Source organism: Caballeronia sp. LjRoot31 (assembly GCF_964253885.1).
Lineage (GTDB): Bacteria > Pseudomonadota > Gammaproteobacteria > Burkholderiales > Burkholderiaceae > Caballeronia.
Genome location: NZ_CAXURX020000002.1, coordinates 1,203,379 through 1,221,998, shown reverse-complemented (window position 1 = coordinate 1,221,998; position 18,620 = coordinate 1,203,379). Strand labels below are relative to the sequence as shown.

Below are 18,620 nucleotides of genomic sequence, written 5' to 3'. Positions count from 1 at the left end.
CTCCTTTCATGGTTCGGCACGAATTTGCCGAGCCTAATCATAGCCGCGTTCCGCCACGCATGCTGCGAGCGCCTCGCAGCGCAGCCAGGTTCGCGTTTCGCGACATGCCCCACGCGTCAAGACCGCTGCAAGTCTCTTCATCCCACGTCGACCTTCATGCTTGCCGCTTCATAAGCTAATGTAGTTTTAAGCTATCCCTTAAGTAAACGACAGTAATAAAAAAATCAGCGCGCCTCTCAACATCGCTGTTCAAGCCTACGCTGGCGCCGTACAAAAGCCGCGGACCATTATTACTTATGGGGCAGACGCTTATTTGCGGCCTTGAATTCGCTGCCGGAAATGGGCCAGTCGGGTTCAATTGCCCTTCCAAATCCGAGTTTGTGCACTGCAGCTTTGTTTTCGTTTGTGTACATTCCCGGATTGTCTGCGTTACAGACAAAATTGCGAGACAAAATCGCGTGCCCGGTGATGTTTTGATTTCAAATTTATTTTTTAACAACGAATTAGAAAGTAATTCGAAAGAATTAATCGGTTTCGGTTTGATGCAGCAGTGTCGGCACTAGCCGGATCAGATGCCCATTAAAGTGAGTTACCAAACGGTCAACAGCCTACGAACCAAAGATCATGTGGAGTATTTTTCAACAATCCGTCTCGCGTCAGGACGGAAATGATCCTACCCGGCGCATTGCCCGGGCCACGCGGATGACCGCGGCCGAACCCCGCCGACTGCTGCGCCTGGCAGCATCAGGGCACCGTTCAGTTCAACCCCAAGTATTGGAACTCTCATGCTCGGCCTAGTACGTATCGCTCTCCGACGGCCATACACCTTTGTCGTCCTGGCGATCCTCATTTTGATCATCGGGCCGCTTTCCGCGATCAGAACGCCGACCGATATCTTCCCCGATATCCGCATTCCCGTGATCAGCGTCGTATGGCAATACACGGGCTTGCCGCCGGACCAGATGGTCGGACGGATCACTTCACCGTTCGAGCGCTCGCTGACCACGACGGTCAACGACATCCAGCACATCGAAGCTGAATCGGTGAATGGTTTCGGCATTATCAAGATCTTCTTCCAGCCGGGCGTGAACATCAGCAACGCGAACGCGCAGGTGACCGCCGTCTCGCAGACGCAATTGCGTCAATTGCCGCCGGGCACTACGCCGCCGCTGATCCTGAACTACAACGCGTCGACGGTGCCGATCATCCAGCTCGCGCTGTCGGGCAAAGGTCTCACCGAACAAAACCTGGGCGACCTGGGGCTGAACCAGTTACGTCCGGCGCTGGTAACGGTGGCCGGTGCGTCGATTCCTTATCCGTTCGGTGGCAAGTCTCGCCAGATACAGATCGACATCGACCCGACGGCCTTGCAGGCGCGCGGCCTGTCTGCACAGGACGTTGCCAATGCGCTCGCCGCCCAGAACCTGCTGACGCCGATCGGTACGGAAAAAATCGGCGATCACGAATACACGCTGCAACTGAACAACGCGCCTTACGCGCTCAAGGCGCTCGGTGACCTGCCGATCAAGGCGGTCAATGGCACCACGGTTTATATCCACGATGTCGCGAATGTCCGCGACGGCAGTCCGCCGCAAACCAATATTGTGCATGTGGACGGCAAGCGTTCGGTGCTGATGTCGGTGCTGAAGAATGGCTCGGTGTCCACGCTCGGCATCATCGCCGGCATCAAGCAGCACGTGCTCGACGCCAAGGCTTCATTGCCCGACGCACTGCAAATTGCACCGATCGGAGACCAGTCGCTGTTCGTGCGCGCGGCCATTAGCGGCGTGGCCCGCGAAGGCGTGATCGCTGCCGCGCTGACCAGCCTAATGATCCTGTTGTTCCTCGGCAGTTGGCGTTCGACCGTCATCATTGCGACCTCGATTCCGCTCGCCATTCTCGGTTCCATAGCGACCTTGTCCGCGCTCGGCGAGACGCTCAACATCATGACGCTCGGCGGCCTTGCGCTCGCGGTGGGGATCCTGGTCGACGACGCGACCGTCACCATCGAAAATATCAACTGGCATCTGGAGCAAGGCAAGCAGGTAGAGGAGGCCATTCTCGATGGCGCCGCGCAGATCGTTACACCCGCGTTCGTGGCGCTGTTATGTATCTGCATTGTGTTCGTGCCGATGTTTTTCCTCGACGGCGTCGCGCGTTTTCTCTTCGTGCCAATGGCCGAGGCCGTGATCTTCGCGATGATCGCGTCGTTCATCCTGTCGCGAACGCTCGTTCCCACGATGGCTAAGTACCTGCTGCATCCGCACAATCTCGATGAAGATGCGCACGAAAAGAAGCGTCCCGGACCGCTCGGACGCTTCCAGCAGGGTTTCGAACGACGCTTCGAAAAAATTCGCGCCGGCTATCACGGGCTGCTGGAACTGGCGCTGAACCATCGCGCGCCCTTCGTCAGTTGCTTCCTCGGTTTCGTGCTGGTCTCGTTCGCGCTGGTGCCTATGCTCGGCCGCAACTTTTTCCCGGACGTGGACGCCGGGCAGATCCTGTTGCACGTGCGTGCGCCGGTCGGCGTGCGGGTCGAGAAGACCGCGCAGATTTTCGCGGACGTGGAAGGATCGATCCGTCAGATGATTCCGCCGGCCGAACTCGCCACGATGGTCGACAACATCGGCCTGCCGGTCAGCGGTATCAACCTCGCCTATAACAACACCGGGACGATCGGCTCGCAGGACGGCGACATCCAGATCGCGTTGAACGAAGATCATCGTCCGACCGCGGAGTACGTGCGGCAGATGCGGGAGAAATTGCCGCGTCTTTATCCGGGCGTGACGTTCTCGTTCCCGCCCGCGGACATCATCAGCCAGATCCTGAACTTCGGCTCGCCGGCACCGGTGGACTTGCAGGTTCGCGGCAACAACCTGCCCGCGAACTTCGCGTATGCGAACCGGCTGCTGCGCGAGATCCGCCAGATCCCCGGCGTAGTCGATGCACGGATCCAGCAAGCGCAGAACAATCCCACGTTCAACGTCGATGTCGACCGTACCCGCGCGCAACTGCTCGGCATCAACGAGCGTGACGTGACGAACAGCCTGGTCGTGAACCTCGCGGGGTCGAGCCAGGTCGCGCCGACTTTCTGGCTGAACAATGCGAACGGCGTGTCGTATCCGATCGTGATGCAGACGCCGCAATACAACCTCGATTCGCTTGCCTCGCTGCAGAACCTGCCGATCACTTCGAGCCTGCAGAGCAGCGGACAAATCCTGGGCGGCCTTGCGACCGTCGAGCGTACGAACACCAATGCAGTCGTGAGCCAGTACAACATCCAGCCGATGGTCGAGATCTTCGCGACCACGCAGGATCGCGATCTGGGCGCGGTGGCGTCGGACATCCAGCGCGTGGTGAAGGACAACGCCGACGCACTGCCGAAGGGTTCGTCGGTTGCGCTGCTCGGCCAGGTGCAGACCATGAACAGCGCGTTCGCCGGCATGTTGTTCGGCCTGCTCGGCGCGGTCGTGTTGATCTACCTGATCGTCGTGGTCAACTTCCAGTCGTGGGCCGATCCGTTCGTGATCGTCACGGCGTTGCCGGCGGCGCTGGCCGGCATCGTCTGGATGTTGTTCGCGACTCACACCACGCTGTCCGTGCCCGCACTGACGGGAGCGATCATGTGCATGGGGGTGGCGACCGCCAACTCCATCCTCGTGGTCAGCTTCTGCCGCGAGCGCCTGGCCGTTCATGGCGACCCGTTCAAGGCTGCGCTCGAAGCCGGTTTCACCCGTTTCCGCCCGGTGCTCATGACCGCCCTCTCGATGATCATCGGCATGGCGCCGATGGCCCTCGCGCTGGGCGAAGGCGGTGAACAGAACGCACCGCTTGGCCGCGCCGTTATCGGCGGCCTGATTTTCGCTACCACCGCGTCGCTGCTCCTGGTCCCGGTGATCTTCTGCATCATTCACTCGCGCACTGGCCGCGCGATTGCCCCGACACCCGTTACGGGAGGTCCTGCTCATGTCGTCTGAACCTGTTATCACCACCCCACCCGTCACCGATCAACCCGTGCCGCGCCGGCGACTCGTCGTGATCGGCGTGGTGGGTATCGCGGTTGCGCTGATCGTGGTCGCCGCCGGCGTCACGCTGCGCGCCGTCGATGCCCGCAACCTCAAGACCTGGACCAGCGCGCAGACGGTCCCGACCGTCACCGTGATCCATCCGGTCAGCTCGGCGAACGGCCCGACGCTCGACCTGCCGTCGCATCTCGAAGCGTATTCGCGCGCGCCGATCTTTGCGCGCGTGAGCGGTTACCTGAAGTCGTGGAACGTGGATATCGGCGCACCGGTGAAGGCCGGGCAATTGCTTGCGGTGATCGAGTCGCCGGAGCTCGACCAGCAGCTGCTGCAGGCGCGTGCGGACCTGGCCAGCACACAAGCCAATGCCGCCCTCGCAGGCACGACCGCGAAACGCTGGCAGGCGCTGCTCGGCACCGACTCGGTCGCCCAGCAGGAAGTCGACGAACGCACCGGCGACTACACCGCCAAGAAAGCGGCTGTAGCGGCCGCGCAGGCCAACGTCGACCGGTTGCTCGCCACCAAGGGCTTCGAGCGTATCCTGGCGCCGTTTGACGGCGTGGTGACCGCACGTGACACCGATGTCGGCGCGCTCATCAATGCGGGGAGTGGCGGTATCGGACAGGAGTTGTTCACCGTCTCGGACGTGAAGCAGTTGCGCGTGTATGTGCAGGTGCCGCAGAGTTACGCCCCCGATGTCCGCAGCGGCACGACCGCGACGCTTTCCGTGCCGGAATATCCCGGCCAGCGTTTCACCGCGCGCGTGGTTGCATCGGCGGATTCCGTCAACTCGACTTCTGGCACGACGCTGGTTCAATTGCTGGTCGACAACACAGCCGGCAAGCTCTTGCCCGGTGGTTTCGCCAGCTTGCAATTCAAGCTTCCGGTGCAGGCAAACGCGGTACGCGTTCCCGCCAGCGCACTGGTTTTCGATGCCCGTGGCCTGATGGTCGCAACGCTCGGCGAAAACGGCCAGGTCGTGTTCAAGAAGGTGACGATCAATCGCGACTTCGGCGATTCGGTCGAGATTGGTTCGGGGCTCATCGCGGCGGACCGCGTGATCGATACGCCGCCTGATGGCCTCGTTGACGGCGATCACGTGCAAGTCGCCAGCGCCGACAAGAAGGTGGCCGCTAATGGCTAGGCTGGCTACGAGGGTTACGTTGCGCGTGCCGGCGCTGCTCGCCGGCACCTTCGCGCTGGCGGCCTGTTCGCTCGCGCCAGATTACAAGGTGCCGCCTACGCCGGTCGTCGCGCAATATCACACGGTCGGACCCTGGATCAGCGCGCAGCCCGCCGACCAGTTGAGCCGCAACGGCTGGTGGAAGATGTATAACGACGCTCAACTCGACGATCTCGAACAGCGTCTGCTCGCGAACAACACGGATCTTGCCGCGGCGTACGCGCACTACAGGCAGGCACAGGCGTTCGTGGACCAGGTCTCGGCCGGGCTCTATCCGACAATTAGTGCAAACGCCGTTCCGCAACGCGACCGGCAGTCGTACAGGCGGCCATTGCGTGTCGGCGGCCCCAACGATTACAACTCCGTCACGCTCGGCGGCGAGATCGATTACGACCTCGACCTGTGGGGCCGCGTGCGTGATTCCGTGGTAGCGGGCAAGGACGAAGCGCAGGCATCGAAGGCCGATCTTGCATCGGTACAACTGAGCTTGCAGGTTCAACTCACCGATAGCTATATCCGCCTGCGCGGTCTTGATCAGCAAACCCAGTTGCTGACCGACACCGTCGCGGCGTTTGCGCGTGCGCTGCAACTTACGCAAACGCTGCATGGAGGAGGCATTGTCTCGGGGCTCGATGTATCGCGCGCGCAGACGCAGTTGTCGTCGGCGAAATCGCAGTTGTCGCAAAACCTCGCACAACGCGCGTTGATCGAGCACGCGATCGCCGAACTGGTGGGCGTGTCCGCGTCCGAGTTCAGTTTGCCGCAGCAAACCGCCTCGATCACCTTACCCGTGATTCCGGCCGGTTTGCCCTCGACATTGGTGCAGCGGCGCCCTGACATTGCCGCGGCCGAACGCCGCGTGGCGGAAGCCAATGCGAAGATCGGCGTGGCGCGCGCAGCCTACTTTCCGTCCATCACACTCAGCGCGCAAGCCGGCCTTCAAAGCACCGCCTATTCGAATTTGATCAGTGCTCCGAACCTGTTCTGGGCAATCGGTCCACAACTCGTGCAATACGTTTTCGACGGCGGCCTGCGCCGCGCCCAGCTCAATTCGGCGAAAGCGGCGACGGATGAAGCGGGAGCGCGTTATCGCGGGGTCGTGTTGTCGGCGTTCCAGCAAATCGAAGACAATCTTTCGCTGCTGCAGGACCTTGGCACGGCGCTCCAGCAGCAACGCGATGCCAGCAATTCGGCGCAGTATTCCGTCGATCTGGCGCTGAACCGGTATCGGCAAGGCGCGGTCGGTTATCTCGATGTCGTGCAGGCGCAGACCGCCGCGCTCGACGCTCAGCGCGGCGTGCTCGATATCCAGACACGTCAGCTAAGCGCGAACGTGCAATTGATCAAGGCGCTGGGTGGCGGCTGGTCAAGCGAAGAACTGGCGAGTACTGCGGCGGCGCCGGTGCTTGTCGCGGCTAGTGACAAACCGAAAGAGTAGGTACGCGTCGCGTTGTGACTACATGGGGAGCGGGTGATCCAGCGGCGCTCGATGGTCTTGCTCTACGAGATGTCGGGACTGTCGAGTTCCGACTTGATGCCACGAGCGCGGTGGGATTCACACGCCCTCTTCTCGCTCATGGCTCCCGAAACAAACGGACCTTGTGCAACTGTCGCTATCCGGCCTTCGCGCTCCAGCGCGGATAGTATTTGGCCACCACCTCGCCACTAGTCGACAACGCGTGACAGCGATTCAACTGGAACGGTTGTTTGACGTCCTGCTCCTCGCGCGCGCGGCGATTTGCCATCGTCTGAAAAGCGAGCGTAGCCAGTATTCCTATCAGGTCGCTCACGTGGGTACATCCCTGGGTGCCAGCGAACATGGATCGCACTTGTGCCGAGAAACCGGGTGCAATGCGCAGGCCCACGAGCCGTCCATAGTCGGGTGCGATGTTCTCGCAATGTCCTGCATACGGCACGGCATCGAATGCAGCTTCGGCTGCCATGATGTTCAGGCTTCCGTCGATGGTAATCCGCAGCCACATCTCATGGATCGGTTCTCCCGCCATTCGATTACCTGCCGGCGACTCCTTGGTGTGCGTCTTGGTATCGATCAGATGGGCTTCAAGGTCGTACAGCCCTTCCGGCCGGGAATAGCCGTTGGCTTCGATCTTGCGCGTGTGAAGTAACTGGCGTTCGCCAGCGGGCGAGAGAGGCATGAAAGTTCGTCGAAGAGGAAATGGTTTCGGCGGCGGTCCCGGTGATTCATCACGCGAGCCAATTCATGAGAGGCCGCCAGCCAGGCAATCCTGTCAGGATAAAGTATTGAGCGGACGCACGAGTTTTCCGTCCAGGAACGCGGCGATGTCTTCGAGCACGCCGCCATAGATCAGCTGATAATTTTCTTCAGTCACATACCCGACGTGCGGCGCCAGCACTACATTTTCGAGCGCCAAAAAGGGATGGTCAACCGGCATCGGTTCGACATCGAAGACATCCAGCGCGGCGCCGCCGATTCGCTTGTCCGCAAGCGCCGCCACCAGCGCGCTTTCATCCACAATGGGCCCACGCGCCGTGTTCACGAGATAGGCCGTCGGCTTCATCAAGGACAATTCACGCGCACCAAGCAGGCCGCGCGTGCGCTCCGACAACTTCAAGTGGATCGATATCACGTCCGACTCGGCGAGGAGCACGTCAAGACCAACGCGTTGCGCGCCCGACGCGGCGGCAGCCTCGTTGGTGAGATTCTGGCTCCAGGCAAGCACTTTCATGCCAAGGACCTTGCCATAGCCGGCCATTTGACGTCCCAGGTTGCCAAGGCCGATCACGCCCAGCGTCCTGCCGTGCAAGCCCACGCCAAGCGTCGTCTGCCAGCGTCCGGCGCGAATCGCGCGCTCTTCCTGCGGGATCGCGCGAGCAAGGGCGAGCATCAGGCCGAGCGCCATTTCGGCTGCGGGTGTCGGCAGGTCGTCCGTCCCGCAGACCTGGATGCCGCGCTCGGTGGCGGCAACAATATCGACTGAAGCGTTCCACATGGCTGCCGTGATCAACAGCTTGAGATTCGGCAGCCGTTCAAGCAGCGCGCGCGGCACACGCGTTCGCTCGCGCATCAGCACCACCACGTCGAACGGATGCAGGCGTTCAGCCAGCGCGTCGACATCGTCCAGGTGATCGGGGAAGGCGGTCACTATCGCGCGCGGCGCCAGGCTTTTCCAGTCGGCCATCTTCATGGCGACGTTCTGGTAGTCATCGAGAAGGGCTACGTTCATCACAGTTCCGAACTCCGGTGAATGGCGGTGTCGTCAGCGCCAGTTTTCATGGGCGGTCTGCCGCGGGACGGCGCGCGCTCGGCACGCCGGTCTTCCTTCGACGGCAACCGGAAAAGAATCTCGCCAAGCACGCCGCGCCGGAACACCATCACGACGATCACGAAGGTCACGCCCAGCACGAGGCTGCCACTGTCGGTGAGCGTACTCAGGAAGTCCCTGAGGAACACGACGATGCCTGCGCCGAGCATCGGCCCGAACACAGTGCCGGCGCCGCCGAGCAGCGTCATCATGATGGGCTCGCCCGACGCGCGCCAGTAGACCGATTCGAGGCTGACAAACTCGTGGTTAAGCGCGAACAGCGACCCCGCGATGCTGATGAGAAACGCCGACAACGCATACGCGCGCAGCCGCAGTCCCTGCACGTTGTAGCCTACGCTCAGCATGCGCCGCTCGCTGTCGCGCGCACCGCCGAGCGACAGCCCGAAGGGCGAGCGGATCACGAGGAAAACAAAGCCGACCGCAAGCGAGACGACGAACAGCGCCAGGTAATAGTAGGTGATCTGGTTCTCGAGGCTCAGACCGAAAAGCGAGCCGCGCGTGATGCCGTGCAGGCCATCTTCGCCGCCTGTGTATTGCGGCGTCTGGTTGATGACAAAGTAGACGATCTCGGCGAGCGCGAACGTCACCATCGAGAAATAGATGCCCTGCTTGCGAGAGATCAGTGCGCCGAAGGCCACCGCGATCATTGTGCTGATCGACACGCCTGCAATGAAGCCAACCCACATCGGATAGTGAAGCTTCGCGATCATGATGCCCGTGATGTAGGCGCTTCCGCCCCAATAGGCGGCTTGTCCGAATGACAGCAGGCCGGCGAATGCGAAGAGGATGTCGAAGCCGAGCGCGCACAAGCCCCACAGCACGATATCGCATGCGAGCACCGGGTAGACCAGCCACGGCAATATCAGCCCGGCAGCCAGCGCCACCAGCTTGAGTTTCCAGCTCATCACGAGCCGCCGGGCCGCGGGTGTGATCGGTGTGTAGTGCAGCGGAAAATGCGCGACGTCGATGCCCCGGAAGATGCCGCCCGGCCGCACGATCAACACAACGATCATCAGGATGTAAGTCGCCGCGTTGGCCGCCGGCGGATACCAGATTGCGGCAACCGCGGACAGCACGCCCACGGCAAAGCCCATGACGACCGAACCGGCAATCGATCCCAATCCGCCAGCTACCACGACGGCGAACGTGGTCGCGATCATCTCCTGGCCCATGAACGGCGAGATGTTGCGCAGCGGCGCGGCCAGCACGCCCGCGATGGCCGCGAGGCCCGCCGCGAATGCGAATGTGCCGGAAACGAGCACGGGCACGCGGACCCCGAAGCAGCGCAACAGGTCCGGGCGCTCGGTTCCGGCACGCACCAGCGCGCCAAGCCGGGTACGTTCGAGCAGCAGCCAGGTCGCACCGCAGACGACCATCGAAAACACGAGTACGAAGAAGCGATACTTCGGATAGACGATGAAACCGAGGTTGATGGCGCCCGCAAGCGCACCGGGCACGAGAAACGGAGCGCCCTGCACCGCAAAGAAATGCCGCATCGTATCTTCGATGATCAGCGTGAGGCCGAACGTGAGCAGCAGGTTATACGAAGGATCCAGTCCGTAGAGACGCCTGAGAAAGAGGCGTTCGAGCACGAGTCCAAAGCCGCCGATCACGATGGGCGCAACCAGCATGGCGACCCACAGCGAGAGTCCAAAGTCGGCGCCCACGCTGAACGCTATGAAGGCACCGAGCATATAAAGCGCGCCATGAGCGAAATTGACGACTCGCATCATGCCAAAGATCACGCTCAGTCCCAGACTCATCAACGCAATGAAGCCACCGTTGACGAGTCCGTTGAATAGCTGCGATAAATAGTATTGCGACATGGAAACCCTCCGCCGGTAGCTCTATTGCCAGTCGTGCTTACACGTGCTTTCCGACGCAGGCATGAACGCATCCTTGCCGGCGACGGTGGCGAGCACGGTGAAAACGTCATCGGGCGTCTTGACTTCGTTCGCCTTCTTGACCTGTTCAAGATACAGGTCGTGAACCACAATATGATCAGCTTTCCTGAACGTTGCATGACGGGCGAAGAAATCATCGAACGTGCTGCCTTCCAGCGCCGCCGCGATCTTGTCCGGATCGTCTGATCCAATCCGCTTGACCGTGTTCAGAACCTGCATGACCGCGGAGTAGTTGCCCGCATGGAGACTGCCGGGTGCAAATCCATAAGCCTTGCGGAAACGTCCGCTCCACTCACGCGTGCGGTCGTCATAGTTCCAGTACCACGGATCGGCCAGGATTGCGCCTGACCATGCCGAGATGCCGAGAGCCGCCACGTCGGTCAGGTTCATCTGTCCCGGGACCAGGCGCACCGAGCCGTTCATCAGCCCGAACTCGCCCGCCTGCTTTACCGCATTACGCAGGTCCTGGCCTGATTCGAGTATGCCGATCGCGTCCGCATGCGCAGCCTGCGCTTTCAGCAGGAAACTCGAAAAGTCGTCGTTTGGAAACGGCACCATGTCGTTGCCCACCACCGTGCCGCCCGCCGCTTTCGCCGCCCGGCTGAACTGTTCAAGGAGGGAGTGTCCGAATGCGTAGTCGGCCGTGATGAAATACCAGCGTTTGGCGCCAAGCCTGGTCACCTTGGTCGCGGCGATATTCGCCAATGCGTAGGTATCCCATGCGTAATGCCAGGCGTACTTCGTACAGAAGTCGTTCGTAAGCGCCGTCGTTCCGGGACTCACGAAGGTAGTCGTCACTTTGTATTGTTTCGCGAGCTTCGCTACCTCGATTGCCGCGGCCGACCCGGTGACGTCGGTAATCATGTTCACGCCCTGGGTTTCAATCAACTGCCGCGTCTTGTTGACCGTGATGCCGACATCAAGCTTGTTGTCGAGCACGATCAGCTTGATGGGCACGCCGTTCACGCTGCCGCCAAAATCGGCGATCGCCATTTTTGCGGCGTCGACTGAACCCTTGCCGGACGTATCCGAATAGACGGTCGACAGATCAGTGATTACCAGTATGGTGAACGCCTTTCCCGTCATTTGACCCTGCGCCGAAGCCGCGCCTCCAAGCGCGGCCGCAAGTGCGGCAGTGCACGCAACCGCTCTCATTGACCAACTGCGCAGCCAGCCTGCGTGCCGCCATCCGCTTCCCAGTCCCATGGTTGTGTCTCCGGAATTTTTTGATCTAACTTCAACCATACCGCGAAAATGCATTGTATATTAGCCCCATCAATTATTTTTATTTTTTATATTTCTGCGGTCTTTAACGGAGGATCGGCGATGTCAACGGGTGCTGAATATGTGAGGAGCGCCGCTGCAGTGCCGGCTGGCATCGCGACGCGGGAACCTGTCATCGAGACGCGTGGGCTGCGCAAGGAATTCGATGGGTTCGTCGCTGTGGCCGGCGTGGATCTACGTTTTGCCGGAACGGGCGTGTTCGGCATCATTGGTCCCAACGGCGCCGGCAAGACCACTTTTTTCAATCTGCTGAGCAGCTTCCTGAAACCGTCCGCCGGGAAAGTGCTGTTTCACGATCAGGACATCTCGCGGCTCAATCCCCAGGCCGTGTCACGGCTGGGGATCGTGCGCAGTTTCCAGATCAGCAGCATCTTCAGCCACATGACCGTCGCGGAAAATCTTCTCCTGCCCATGCAGCGCCGCGCGACGAGCGGATGTGAATTCTGGCGCCGCAGCCATGGGCTCGACGTCCATCGTCAGGAAATCCACGACATCATGGATCAGGTCGGCATCGCGTCCTCCTGGCGCGACCAGCAGGCATCAGCCCTGCCCTATGGTCTCAAGCGTTCACTGGAACTCGGCATCAGCCTCGCGACGCGGCCGCAGGTCCTCCTGCTCGACGAGCCGACCGCGGGTATGTCGTCACAGGATATTGGCCGGATCATAGAATTGATCCGATCCATTGCCGAGGACCGCATGGTCATCATGGTCGAACATAATCTGCGGGTCGTGTCCGACCTCGCGCGGCAGATTATCGTGCTGCAACAAGGCCGCGTTCTGACGGTCGGTTCTTATGACGAGGTGCATTCCGATCCCCGCGTGATCGAAGCGTATCTCGGCGGCAAACGCGGTATTGGAGGACACGGACATGCTTGAAGTACGCAACCTGCAGGCATCGTATGGCGAGACGCAAGTGCTTCACGGTATCGACTTCGACGTCCAGCCAGGGGAAGTGGTCACGCTGATAGGCCGTAACGGCGTGGGTAAGACCACGACGTTGAAAGCGATTATTGGCGACATGCGGCGGCGCAGCGGAACAGTGCGATACAAAGGCGTGGACGTGCTGCCGCTTGGCCCCGAACGCACCGCGCGCTCGGGCATTGGGTATGTTGCCGAGGACCGCGGCATCTTTGCGACGCTGAGCGTGCAGGAAAATCTCGTCATCTCGCCCGTGCGCGGTCCCGCTGCATGGCCGCTTGAGCGCATCTTCGAATTGTTCCCGGTGCTGCGCGAACGCAGCCATCAAAAAGCATCCACCTTGTCAGGCGGAGAGCAACAGATGCTCGCCATTGCCCGCCCGTTGCATATGGGTTCGCAACTCATCCTTCTCGACGAACCAACTGAGGGCCTGGCGCCCGTCATTGTCGATCGGATCGGGGACGTCATCCTGCAACTCAAGGCCGATGGCCGCACTATCCTGCTGGTGGAGCAGAACCTGCGCTTCGCGATATCGGTGGCGGATCGCCACAACCTGATGGTCGACGGCAAGATCATCCAGACGCTGACGAACGACGACGTGATCGAACGCGAAGACGAATTGCTGGAGCATCTCGGCGTGTGAGGCGGGCATTGTCTGGAAACGATCAGACGAAGATGCCCGCTTGAATCGAGCGCGCGCTTAACCATGATCCGAGCGCGCGGCAACAAGAATAACGAAGCGGTGCAGGATATCAGTCCGGAAAATCTGCACCAACGGTCGTCGCTTCCCAGGTGTCGAGATCATTCTGGAGCCTGCCAAGTTTTACGCGGACCGCTTCCAGCCCGGGCTTGCCCAACACCAGATTCGACGGCGGCACGGCAGCCTCGACGGCGGCGATGATCGCCAGTGCCGCGCGTGCCGGATCGCCCGGTTGCCGGCCGCTATGCGCAGCAACCTGCGCGCGGCGCCTGCCGGCGATTGATGCGTATGCATCGATTGACCGGCTGGTCTGTTTCAATGACCGCCCGGCCCAGTCGGTTCGGAACGGTCCCGGCTCGACGGTCGTGACCTTGATACCCAACTCGGCCGTCTCGCGTGCGAGCGCTTCCCCAAGGCCCTCTAGCGCGAACTTGGTCGCGGCGTAGTAGCCGCTGCCCGGATTGCCCACCAGGCCCCCGACCGACGTGATATTGATGATATGTCCCGCGCCCTGCTCACGCATCACCGGCAACACGGCTTTGATCGCGGTGACCGCGCCAAAGAAATTGACTTCGAACATGGCGCGTACTTCGTCATCCTCGCCTTCTTCTACAGCCGACAGGTAGCCATATCCGGCATTGTTGACCAGCACGTCGATGCGGCCAAACGAAGCCTTCACTTTTACCACGGCCGCGGCCATGTCAGCGGGCGAAGTCACGTCGAGTTTGAGCGGCAGCGCGAGTTCAGGATGCGCACTCGCGAGGTCGGCAACGGCGCCGGGATCGCGGGCGGTCACGACGGCACGCCAGCCGCGCGCGAGCACGGCCAGTGCGATTTCGCGACCGAATCCGGTCGAGCAGCCGGTAATGAACCAGACGGGAGAAGTGGAAGAGTCAATCGGCATGGTAGTCCCTGGTTAGTGCTGACACGATGCGCGACACCGCCATTCAGCGCGCGGATCGGCCAACGGAAGATAAAATTCAAGGGTATCGCAATAAACGAAAACGCGTGAACTGCCGGCTCAAGGATCGTCGATGGCGGAGATGAAGCAACCCGGCCTGGCCGGCGAAGAATGCTCGCCGTGCGTTTCCTCAAGCGCGGTTCCTTGCACCGCATTGCACATAAGCTTATAGCCTCCAAACAACGTCGGAAACGATGCATTCATATCGACGCAAATTGCTTGCCGACGAAGTCGATGTGCGCGTACATGGCGTTGAACGCCGCCTCCGGTGCGCGCGCACGAATGGCCTCGTAGATCGCCCTGTGCTGGTCCAGACGCATCAATGCAAGGTGTCTTGCGTCGACATCAATGTGCGACGCGTCGAACGTGTTGCTCGTAATGTGCTCGCGCAATTCGGCAATGACGCTCGCGTGAAAGTGGCCCATCATCAGATTGTGCGAGGCGCCGGCCAACGCCGTGTGGAATTCGGCGTCAGCCAGTGCTTCCGCCTCCACGTCCTCGTTGCGTACTGCATGGTCCATTCTCTCAAGAATGGAGTCCAGGTTAGCCAGCTCGGCCTGCGTGGCGCGTTCAGCTGCGAACCGTGACGCCGCGCATTCGAAGACGAGCCGAAACTCGAGCGTGTCGGCACGCATTGGCGGGTTCTCGGCAATCAATTGAAGCCACGGTGCGCTGAGCCCGGCCGGCGGGCGACTGCTCACATGCAGGCCGCTTCCGCGACGTGTTTCAAGCAAGCCACGCGCAACCAGACGCTGAATCGCTTCACGCACTGTCGTGCGTGAAGCCGCCAGAGACGCAGCGAGTTCCCGCTCGGACGGAAGCCGTGTTTCCTTTCGCCACGATGCATCAAGAATCTTGCCTTCCAGATCCGCGATGACCCGCGCCAATGTTTTGCGGCCTGAGTTGCTGGATACCATACCCGTCACTCTCCTCCTTTGCGTTCGACCGGTTTTTATCAATTCTTTCATATCGGTCAGCATTGCTTATGACCCTCCGAGAAAAATCCAGGAACAATGACCCTGAAATTTCCCCGAAGGGCTATGGTAAACCTTGGCTCCATATAAAATTATATTATATAAAATGTATTGACGCGACATGCCCCCGACATACATGAGGCGATAACGCGCAGCAACGCGGTCAATGCCACAGCAGTGATGACTTCCAGGGCACGCGCTCTTCGGAAGAGATTCTCAGCTTGACCGCTTCATCAAGTGACACATAAAATACATTTTATATTTATAAGCAATACGATGGGTCCATGAGACCTATCCGGACTGAGGCAGGATCGCTCGCGCCGACTCCAGCCCTGGCCGAACTTCCCGTTCTTGAGCATCGCGCCTGTCGCCTCCTGTTCCTGTCCTCACAGGCCGCCAGATTCGCTGCAAGACCGGCCACACATCGCCTCCAAGGGGGCGCTCCTATCCGACATTCGACGGAGAAACAGGCATGAATCCAATGCAGGACCTTAGTAATCGTGTTGCCGTTGTCGGAGTTGGCAATACGCGGTACGGTGACTTCCCCGATGTCAGCGACTACGCGCTCGGCGTGCAAGCGTTCAAGCTCGCTCTGAACGATTGCGGGCTGGAGAAGAACGCGGTGGACGGGCTGCTCTGTTGCCGCGTGCCCTTTTACGCGCACATGGGCGAGATACTCGGCCTCAATCCCCGCTGGACGATGACGTTGCCGGGTCACGGCCGCATGTCCGGCATGGCGATAACCGAGGCAATGCTCGCGCTCGAAACGGGCGCGGCCAACTATGTCGCGCTTATTTATACGAACATCGGTCGATCGCGACGCATGAATTACGGTGGCGACGAATTCGCCACTTTCTGGGACCCATGGGGACTCACCTCTCCGGGCGCATCGCATGGGCTGATGTTCCGTATGCACATGGAGCGCTACGGCACGACCACCCGTCAGCTTGGCGAGGTGTCGGTCGCGTTTCGCAACAACGCAATCCTCAATCCTGACGCAGTGATGCGAAAGCCCATCACCCTCGACGATCACGCCGCGGCGCGCCGGATCGTCGAACCGCTTGGTTTGCTCGACTACTGCCTCGTCAACGACGGCGCAGTCTGCATGATCCTCACAACGCGCGAGCGTGCCGCCGACCTCAATAAGCCACCTGTGCTGATTTCCGGCGTGGGCGCGCGCGACGCATTCGAACGCAGTGCGATCGGCAACTTCGATCAGGAGTTCTGGTACGACGAGGTGCGCGAGGCCGGCACGAACGCGTATCAGATGGCTGGCGTGACACACGACGACATCGACGCACTCATGTGCTACGACAACTTCACCCCCACGGTCCTTTTCAGTCTCGAAGGGCTGGGCTTTTGCGAGCGGGGCGAAGCAGGCGCGTTCGTGGAGAACGGTGCGCTCGGACTCAATGGCCGCCTGCCGACCAATACCGACGGCGGGCATCTGTCCAACTCCTACATGCAGGGCTGGGCGCTCAATGTCGAAGCTGTCCGTCAATTGCGCGGAGAATGCGGCGCGCGTCAGGTAGCGGATTGCGAAGTCGTCCAGTACGTTGCCGCCACGCCGTGCACGCGCTCCATCATCTACACGAAGGGATAATCATGCTGACTTCCTATGACAAGCCATTGCCTGTTATCGATGAGGATTCCAAAGGCTATTGGGAACATGCGCGTGCGCATCGGTTATCGGTACAGGTATGCAAGGCCTGCGGTCATCGCCACTTTCCGCCAACGCCGGTGTGCCCCGCTTGCCTCTCAGATACGCAAAGCTGGGAGCCCGTCAGCGGACTCGGCACGCTGGTGTCGTGGGTGACGTTCCACCGCGCTTACTGGACTGCGTTCCGTGACGACTTGCCGTATCACGTCTGTCTCGTGCAGCTTGAGGACGGCCCGCTGGTCGTTGGAAATTTTGTAGGCGCCATTCCCGAAAACGCCGCAATGGGCATGCCGATGAAAGTGCAATTCGACGATGTCACGCCGGATATCCCGCTTGCGAAGTTCGTGCCGGCATAGGCAGCAGCTTGGCGAGCGCACGCGGCATGTTGCCGAGCGCTCGCAGCATTCAGAATGTGACGGGCCGCCTTGTCGTTCACCCTGCGAACGCGCGACCCGTTATCGCTCAGTATGAGCGCGGCAAGCCCAGCACATGCTCGCCAAGATACGCCAGGATAAGATTGGTCGAGATTGGCGCGGTCTGGTAAATACGCACTTCGCGCCACTTGCGCTCTATGTCGTACTCCTGCGCGAAACCAAACCCGCCATGCGTTTGCAAGGCCGTGTCCGCTGCGTGCCACGTGGCTTCCGACGCCAGCAGCTTAGCCATGTTTGCCTCCGCGCCGCAGGGCCGGCCGCTCTGGAACAACGCAGCGGCCTTGCGTGCCATGAGATCGGCAGCTTCGAGTTCCATATAAGCGCGTGCAAGCGGAAACTGAACGCCTTGATTCTGTCCGATCGCGCGGCCGAAAACCTCTCGCTCGTTGGCATAGTCGACCGCTTTCTTCAGGAGCCAGCGGCCGTCGCCAATGCACTCCTGCGCAACCAGGATGCGCTCTGCATTCATGCCGTCCAGAATGTACCGGAACCCCTTGCCCTCCTCGCCCACCAGATTGGCGACCGGCACCTCCAGGTTTTCGATGAACACTTCCGTTGTGTTGTGATTGATCATCGTAGCGATAGGACGGATTTCGATGCCATTGCCTTTAGCCGTTCTCAGGTCCACCAGCAAGGTTGAAAGGCCGTCGGTTTTCTTGCGGCATTCTTCGAGCGGCGTAGTACGCACGAGCAGCAGCATCAGGTCTGAATGCAGGGCCCGCGACGTCCACACCTTCTGTCCATTGACGACATAGACATCGCCCTTGCGTACCGCGCGCGTCTTGAGCTGCGTCGTATCCGATCCGCTCGTGGGCTCGGTGACACCAAACGCCTGCAGCCGCAGCGCGCCCGATGCGATGTCCGGAAGATAGCGCCGTTTTTGTTCCTCACTGCCATGACGAAGCAGCGTTCCCATGATGTACATTTGCGCATGCGCCGCACTGGCCACGCAGCCGCTCGCGTTGATCTCCTCCAGAATCACCGCTGCCGCGCGTAGCGGCATGCCCGAGCCGCCATATTCCTCCGGAATGAGCGCACCAAGAAAACCGGCTTCGTTCAACGCGCGGACAAATTCGGTCGGGTATGCGCTCTCATTGTCCAGCTTGCGCCAGTAGTCGCCCGGATAGTCTCGGCAAATGCGGCGCACCGCGTCGCGCAGTTCACTGTAGTCCTGGCTTTCCAATGAAACCATGAATGGATCATCGGACTCTTGCGGGGTTGCTGTCTTCATGGATAGTGTCTTGAATGAAGTGGATGATGTGGATTGCAGGCTAG

14 protein-coding genes are annotated in these 18,620 nt (G+C 60.6%); 7 read left to right on the top strand and 7 right to left on the bottom strand.

What is annotated here, in order from left to right; translation table 11 throughout:
- Positions 1 to 785: 785 nt before the first annotated feature.
- From ACSQ8V_RS23830 to ACSQ8V_RS23820, 3 genes are read left to right on the top strand one after another with little or no spacing between them, the layout of a single operon-like run.
- Positions 786 to 3,977 carry an efflux RND transporter permease subunit gene (locus ACSQ8V_RS23830; RefSeq protein ID WP_213766441.1) on the top strand — a complete coding sequence of 1,064 codons (3,192 nt, stop codon included), beginning with the start codon at positions 786 to 788 and terminating at the stop codon, positions 3,975 to 3,977.
- Positions 3,967 to 5,166, top strand: coding sequence for an efflux RND transporter periplasmic adaptor subunit (locus tag ACSQ8V_RS23825; RefSeq protein ID WP_436207361.1), 1,200 nt, complete (start codon positions 3,967 to 3,969; stop codon positions 5,164 to 5,166). Before ACSQ8V_RS23830 ends, ACSQ8V_RS23825 begins: the two co-directional genes overlap by 11 nt.
- Positions 5,159 to 6,643, top strand: a complete 1,485-nt coding sequence (locus tag ACSQ8V_RS23820; RefSeq protein ID WP_436207360.1) for an efflux transporter outer membrane subunit — start codon at positions 5,159 to 5,161, stop codon at positions 6,641 to 6,643. Before ACSQ8V_RS23825 ends, ACSQ8V_RS23820 begins: the two co-directional genes overlap by 8 nt.
- A 175-nt stretch (positions 6,644 to 6,818) precedes the next feature.
- Here ACSQ8V_RS23820 and ACSQ8V_RS23815 read toward each other — a convergent pair whose 3' ends face one another.
- The 4 genes from ACSQ8V_RS23815 to ACSQ8V_RS23800 form a co-directional block, all read right to left on the bottom strand.
- Complete coding sequence (locus tag ACSQ8V_RS23815) at positions 6,819 to 7,361, bottom strand: DUF2889 domain-containing protein (RefSeq protein ID WP_436207359.1); 543 nt, start codon at positions 7,359 to 7,361, stop codon at positions 6,819 to 6,821.
- 93 nt (positions 7,362 to 7,454) lie between these two features.
- Positions 7,455 to 8,411 carry a D-2-hydroxyacid dehydrogenase family protein gene (locus tag ACSQ8V_RS23810; protein ID WP_436183948.1) on the bottom strand — a complete coding sequence of 319 codons (957 nt, stop codon included), beginning with the start codon at positions 8,409 to 8,411 and terminating at the stop codon, positions 7,455 to 7,457.
- The gene (locus tag ACSQ8V_RS23805; protein ID WP_213766435.1) at positions 8,411 to 10,336 is read right to left on the bottom strand and encodes an ABC transporter permease; all 1,926 of its coding nucleotides are present in this window, start codon (positions 10,334 to 10,336) and stop codon (positions 8,411 to 8,413) included. Before ACSQ8V_RS23805 ends, ACSQ8V_RS23810 begins: the two co-directional genes overlap by 1 nt.
- Positions 10,337 to 10,357: 21 nt before the next feature.
- Positions 10,358 to 11,620, bottom strand: coding sequence for an ABC transporter substrate-binding protein (locus ACSQ8V_RS23800; RefSeq protein ID WP_213766434.1), 1,263 nt, complete (start codon positions 11,618 to 11,620; stop codon positions 10,358 to 10,360).
- Positions 11,621 to 11,779: 159 nt separating this feature from the next.
- Between ACSQ8V_RS23800 and ACSQ8V_RS23795 the strand changes: the two genes are divergently transcribed.
- Both ACSQ8V_RS23795 and ACSQ8V_RS23790 read left to right on the top strand, forming a co-directional pair.
- Complete coding sequence (locus tag ACSQ8V_RS23795; RefSeq protein WP_436207358.1) at positions 11,780 to 12,574, top strand: ABC transporter ATP-binding protein; 795 nt, start codon at positions 11,780 to 11,782, stop codon at positions 12,572 to 12,574.
- Positions 12,567 to 13,259, top strand: coding sequence for an ABC transporter ATP-binding protein (locus ACSQ8V_RS23790; RefSeq protein WP_213766430.1), 693 nt, complete (start codon positions 12,567 to 12,569; stop codon positions 13,257 to 13,259). The genes ACSQ8V_RS23795 and ACSQ8V_RS23790 overlap by 8 nt, the downstream gene beginning before the upstream one ends.
- A 109-nt stretch (positions 13,260 to 13,368) precedes the next feature.
- On the opposite strand, the gene ACSQ8V_RS23785 is transcribed toward ACSQ8V_RS23790, so the two are convergent.
- A complete protein-coding gene (locus ACSQ8V_RS23785) occupies positions 13,369 to 14,214 on the bottom strand; it encodes an oxidoreductase (RefSeq protein ID WP_436207997.1) in 846 nt (281 codons plus the stop codon).
- 263 nt (positions 14,215 to 14,477) lie between these two features.
- On the bottom strand, positions 14,478 to 15,194 hold the full coding sequence (locus ACSQ8V_RS23780) for a FadR/GntR family transcriptional regulator (RefSeq protein WP_436207357.1): 717 nt from the start codon (positions 15,192 to 15,194) through the stop codon (positions 14,478 to 14,480).
- 529 nt (positions 15,195 to 15,723) lie between these two features.
- Here ACSQ8V_RS23780 and ACSQ8V_RS23775 point away from each other — a divergent pair.
- Positions 15,724 to 16,854 carry a thiolase family protein gene (locus ACSQ8V_RS23775; protein ID WP_436183942.1) on the top strand — a complete coding sequence of 377 codons (1,131 nt, stop codon included), beginning with the start codon at positions 15,724 to 15,726 and terminating at the stop codon, positions 16,852 to 16,854.
- 2 nt (positions 16,855 to 16,856) lie between these two features.
- Positions 16,857 to 17,267, top strand: a complete 411-nt coding sequence (locus tag ACSQ8V_RS23770) for a Zn-ribbon domain-containing OB-fold protein (protein ID WP_436207356.1) — start codon at positions 16,857 to 16,859, stop codon at positions 17,265 to 17,267.
- Positions 17,268 to 17,373: 106 nt separating this feature from the next.
- On the opposite strand, the gene ACSQ8V_RS23765 is transcribed toward ACSQ8V_RS23770, so the two are convergent.
- Entirely contained in the window at positions 17,374 to 18,576 is a 1,203-nt protein-coding gene (locus ACSQ8V_RS23765; protein ID WP_436207355.1) for an acyl-CoA dehydrogenase family protein, read from the bottom strand.
- Between the last annotated feature and the right edge of the window lie 44 nt (positions 18,577 to 18,620).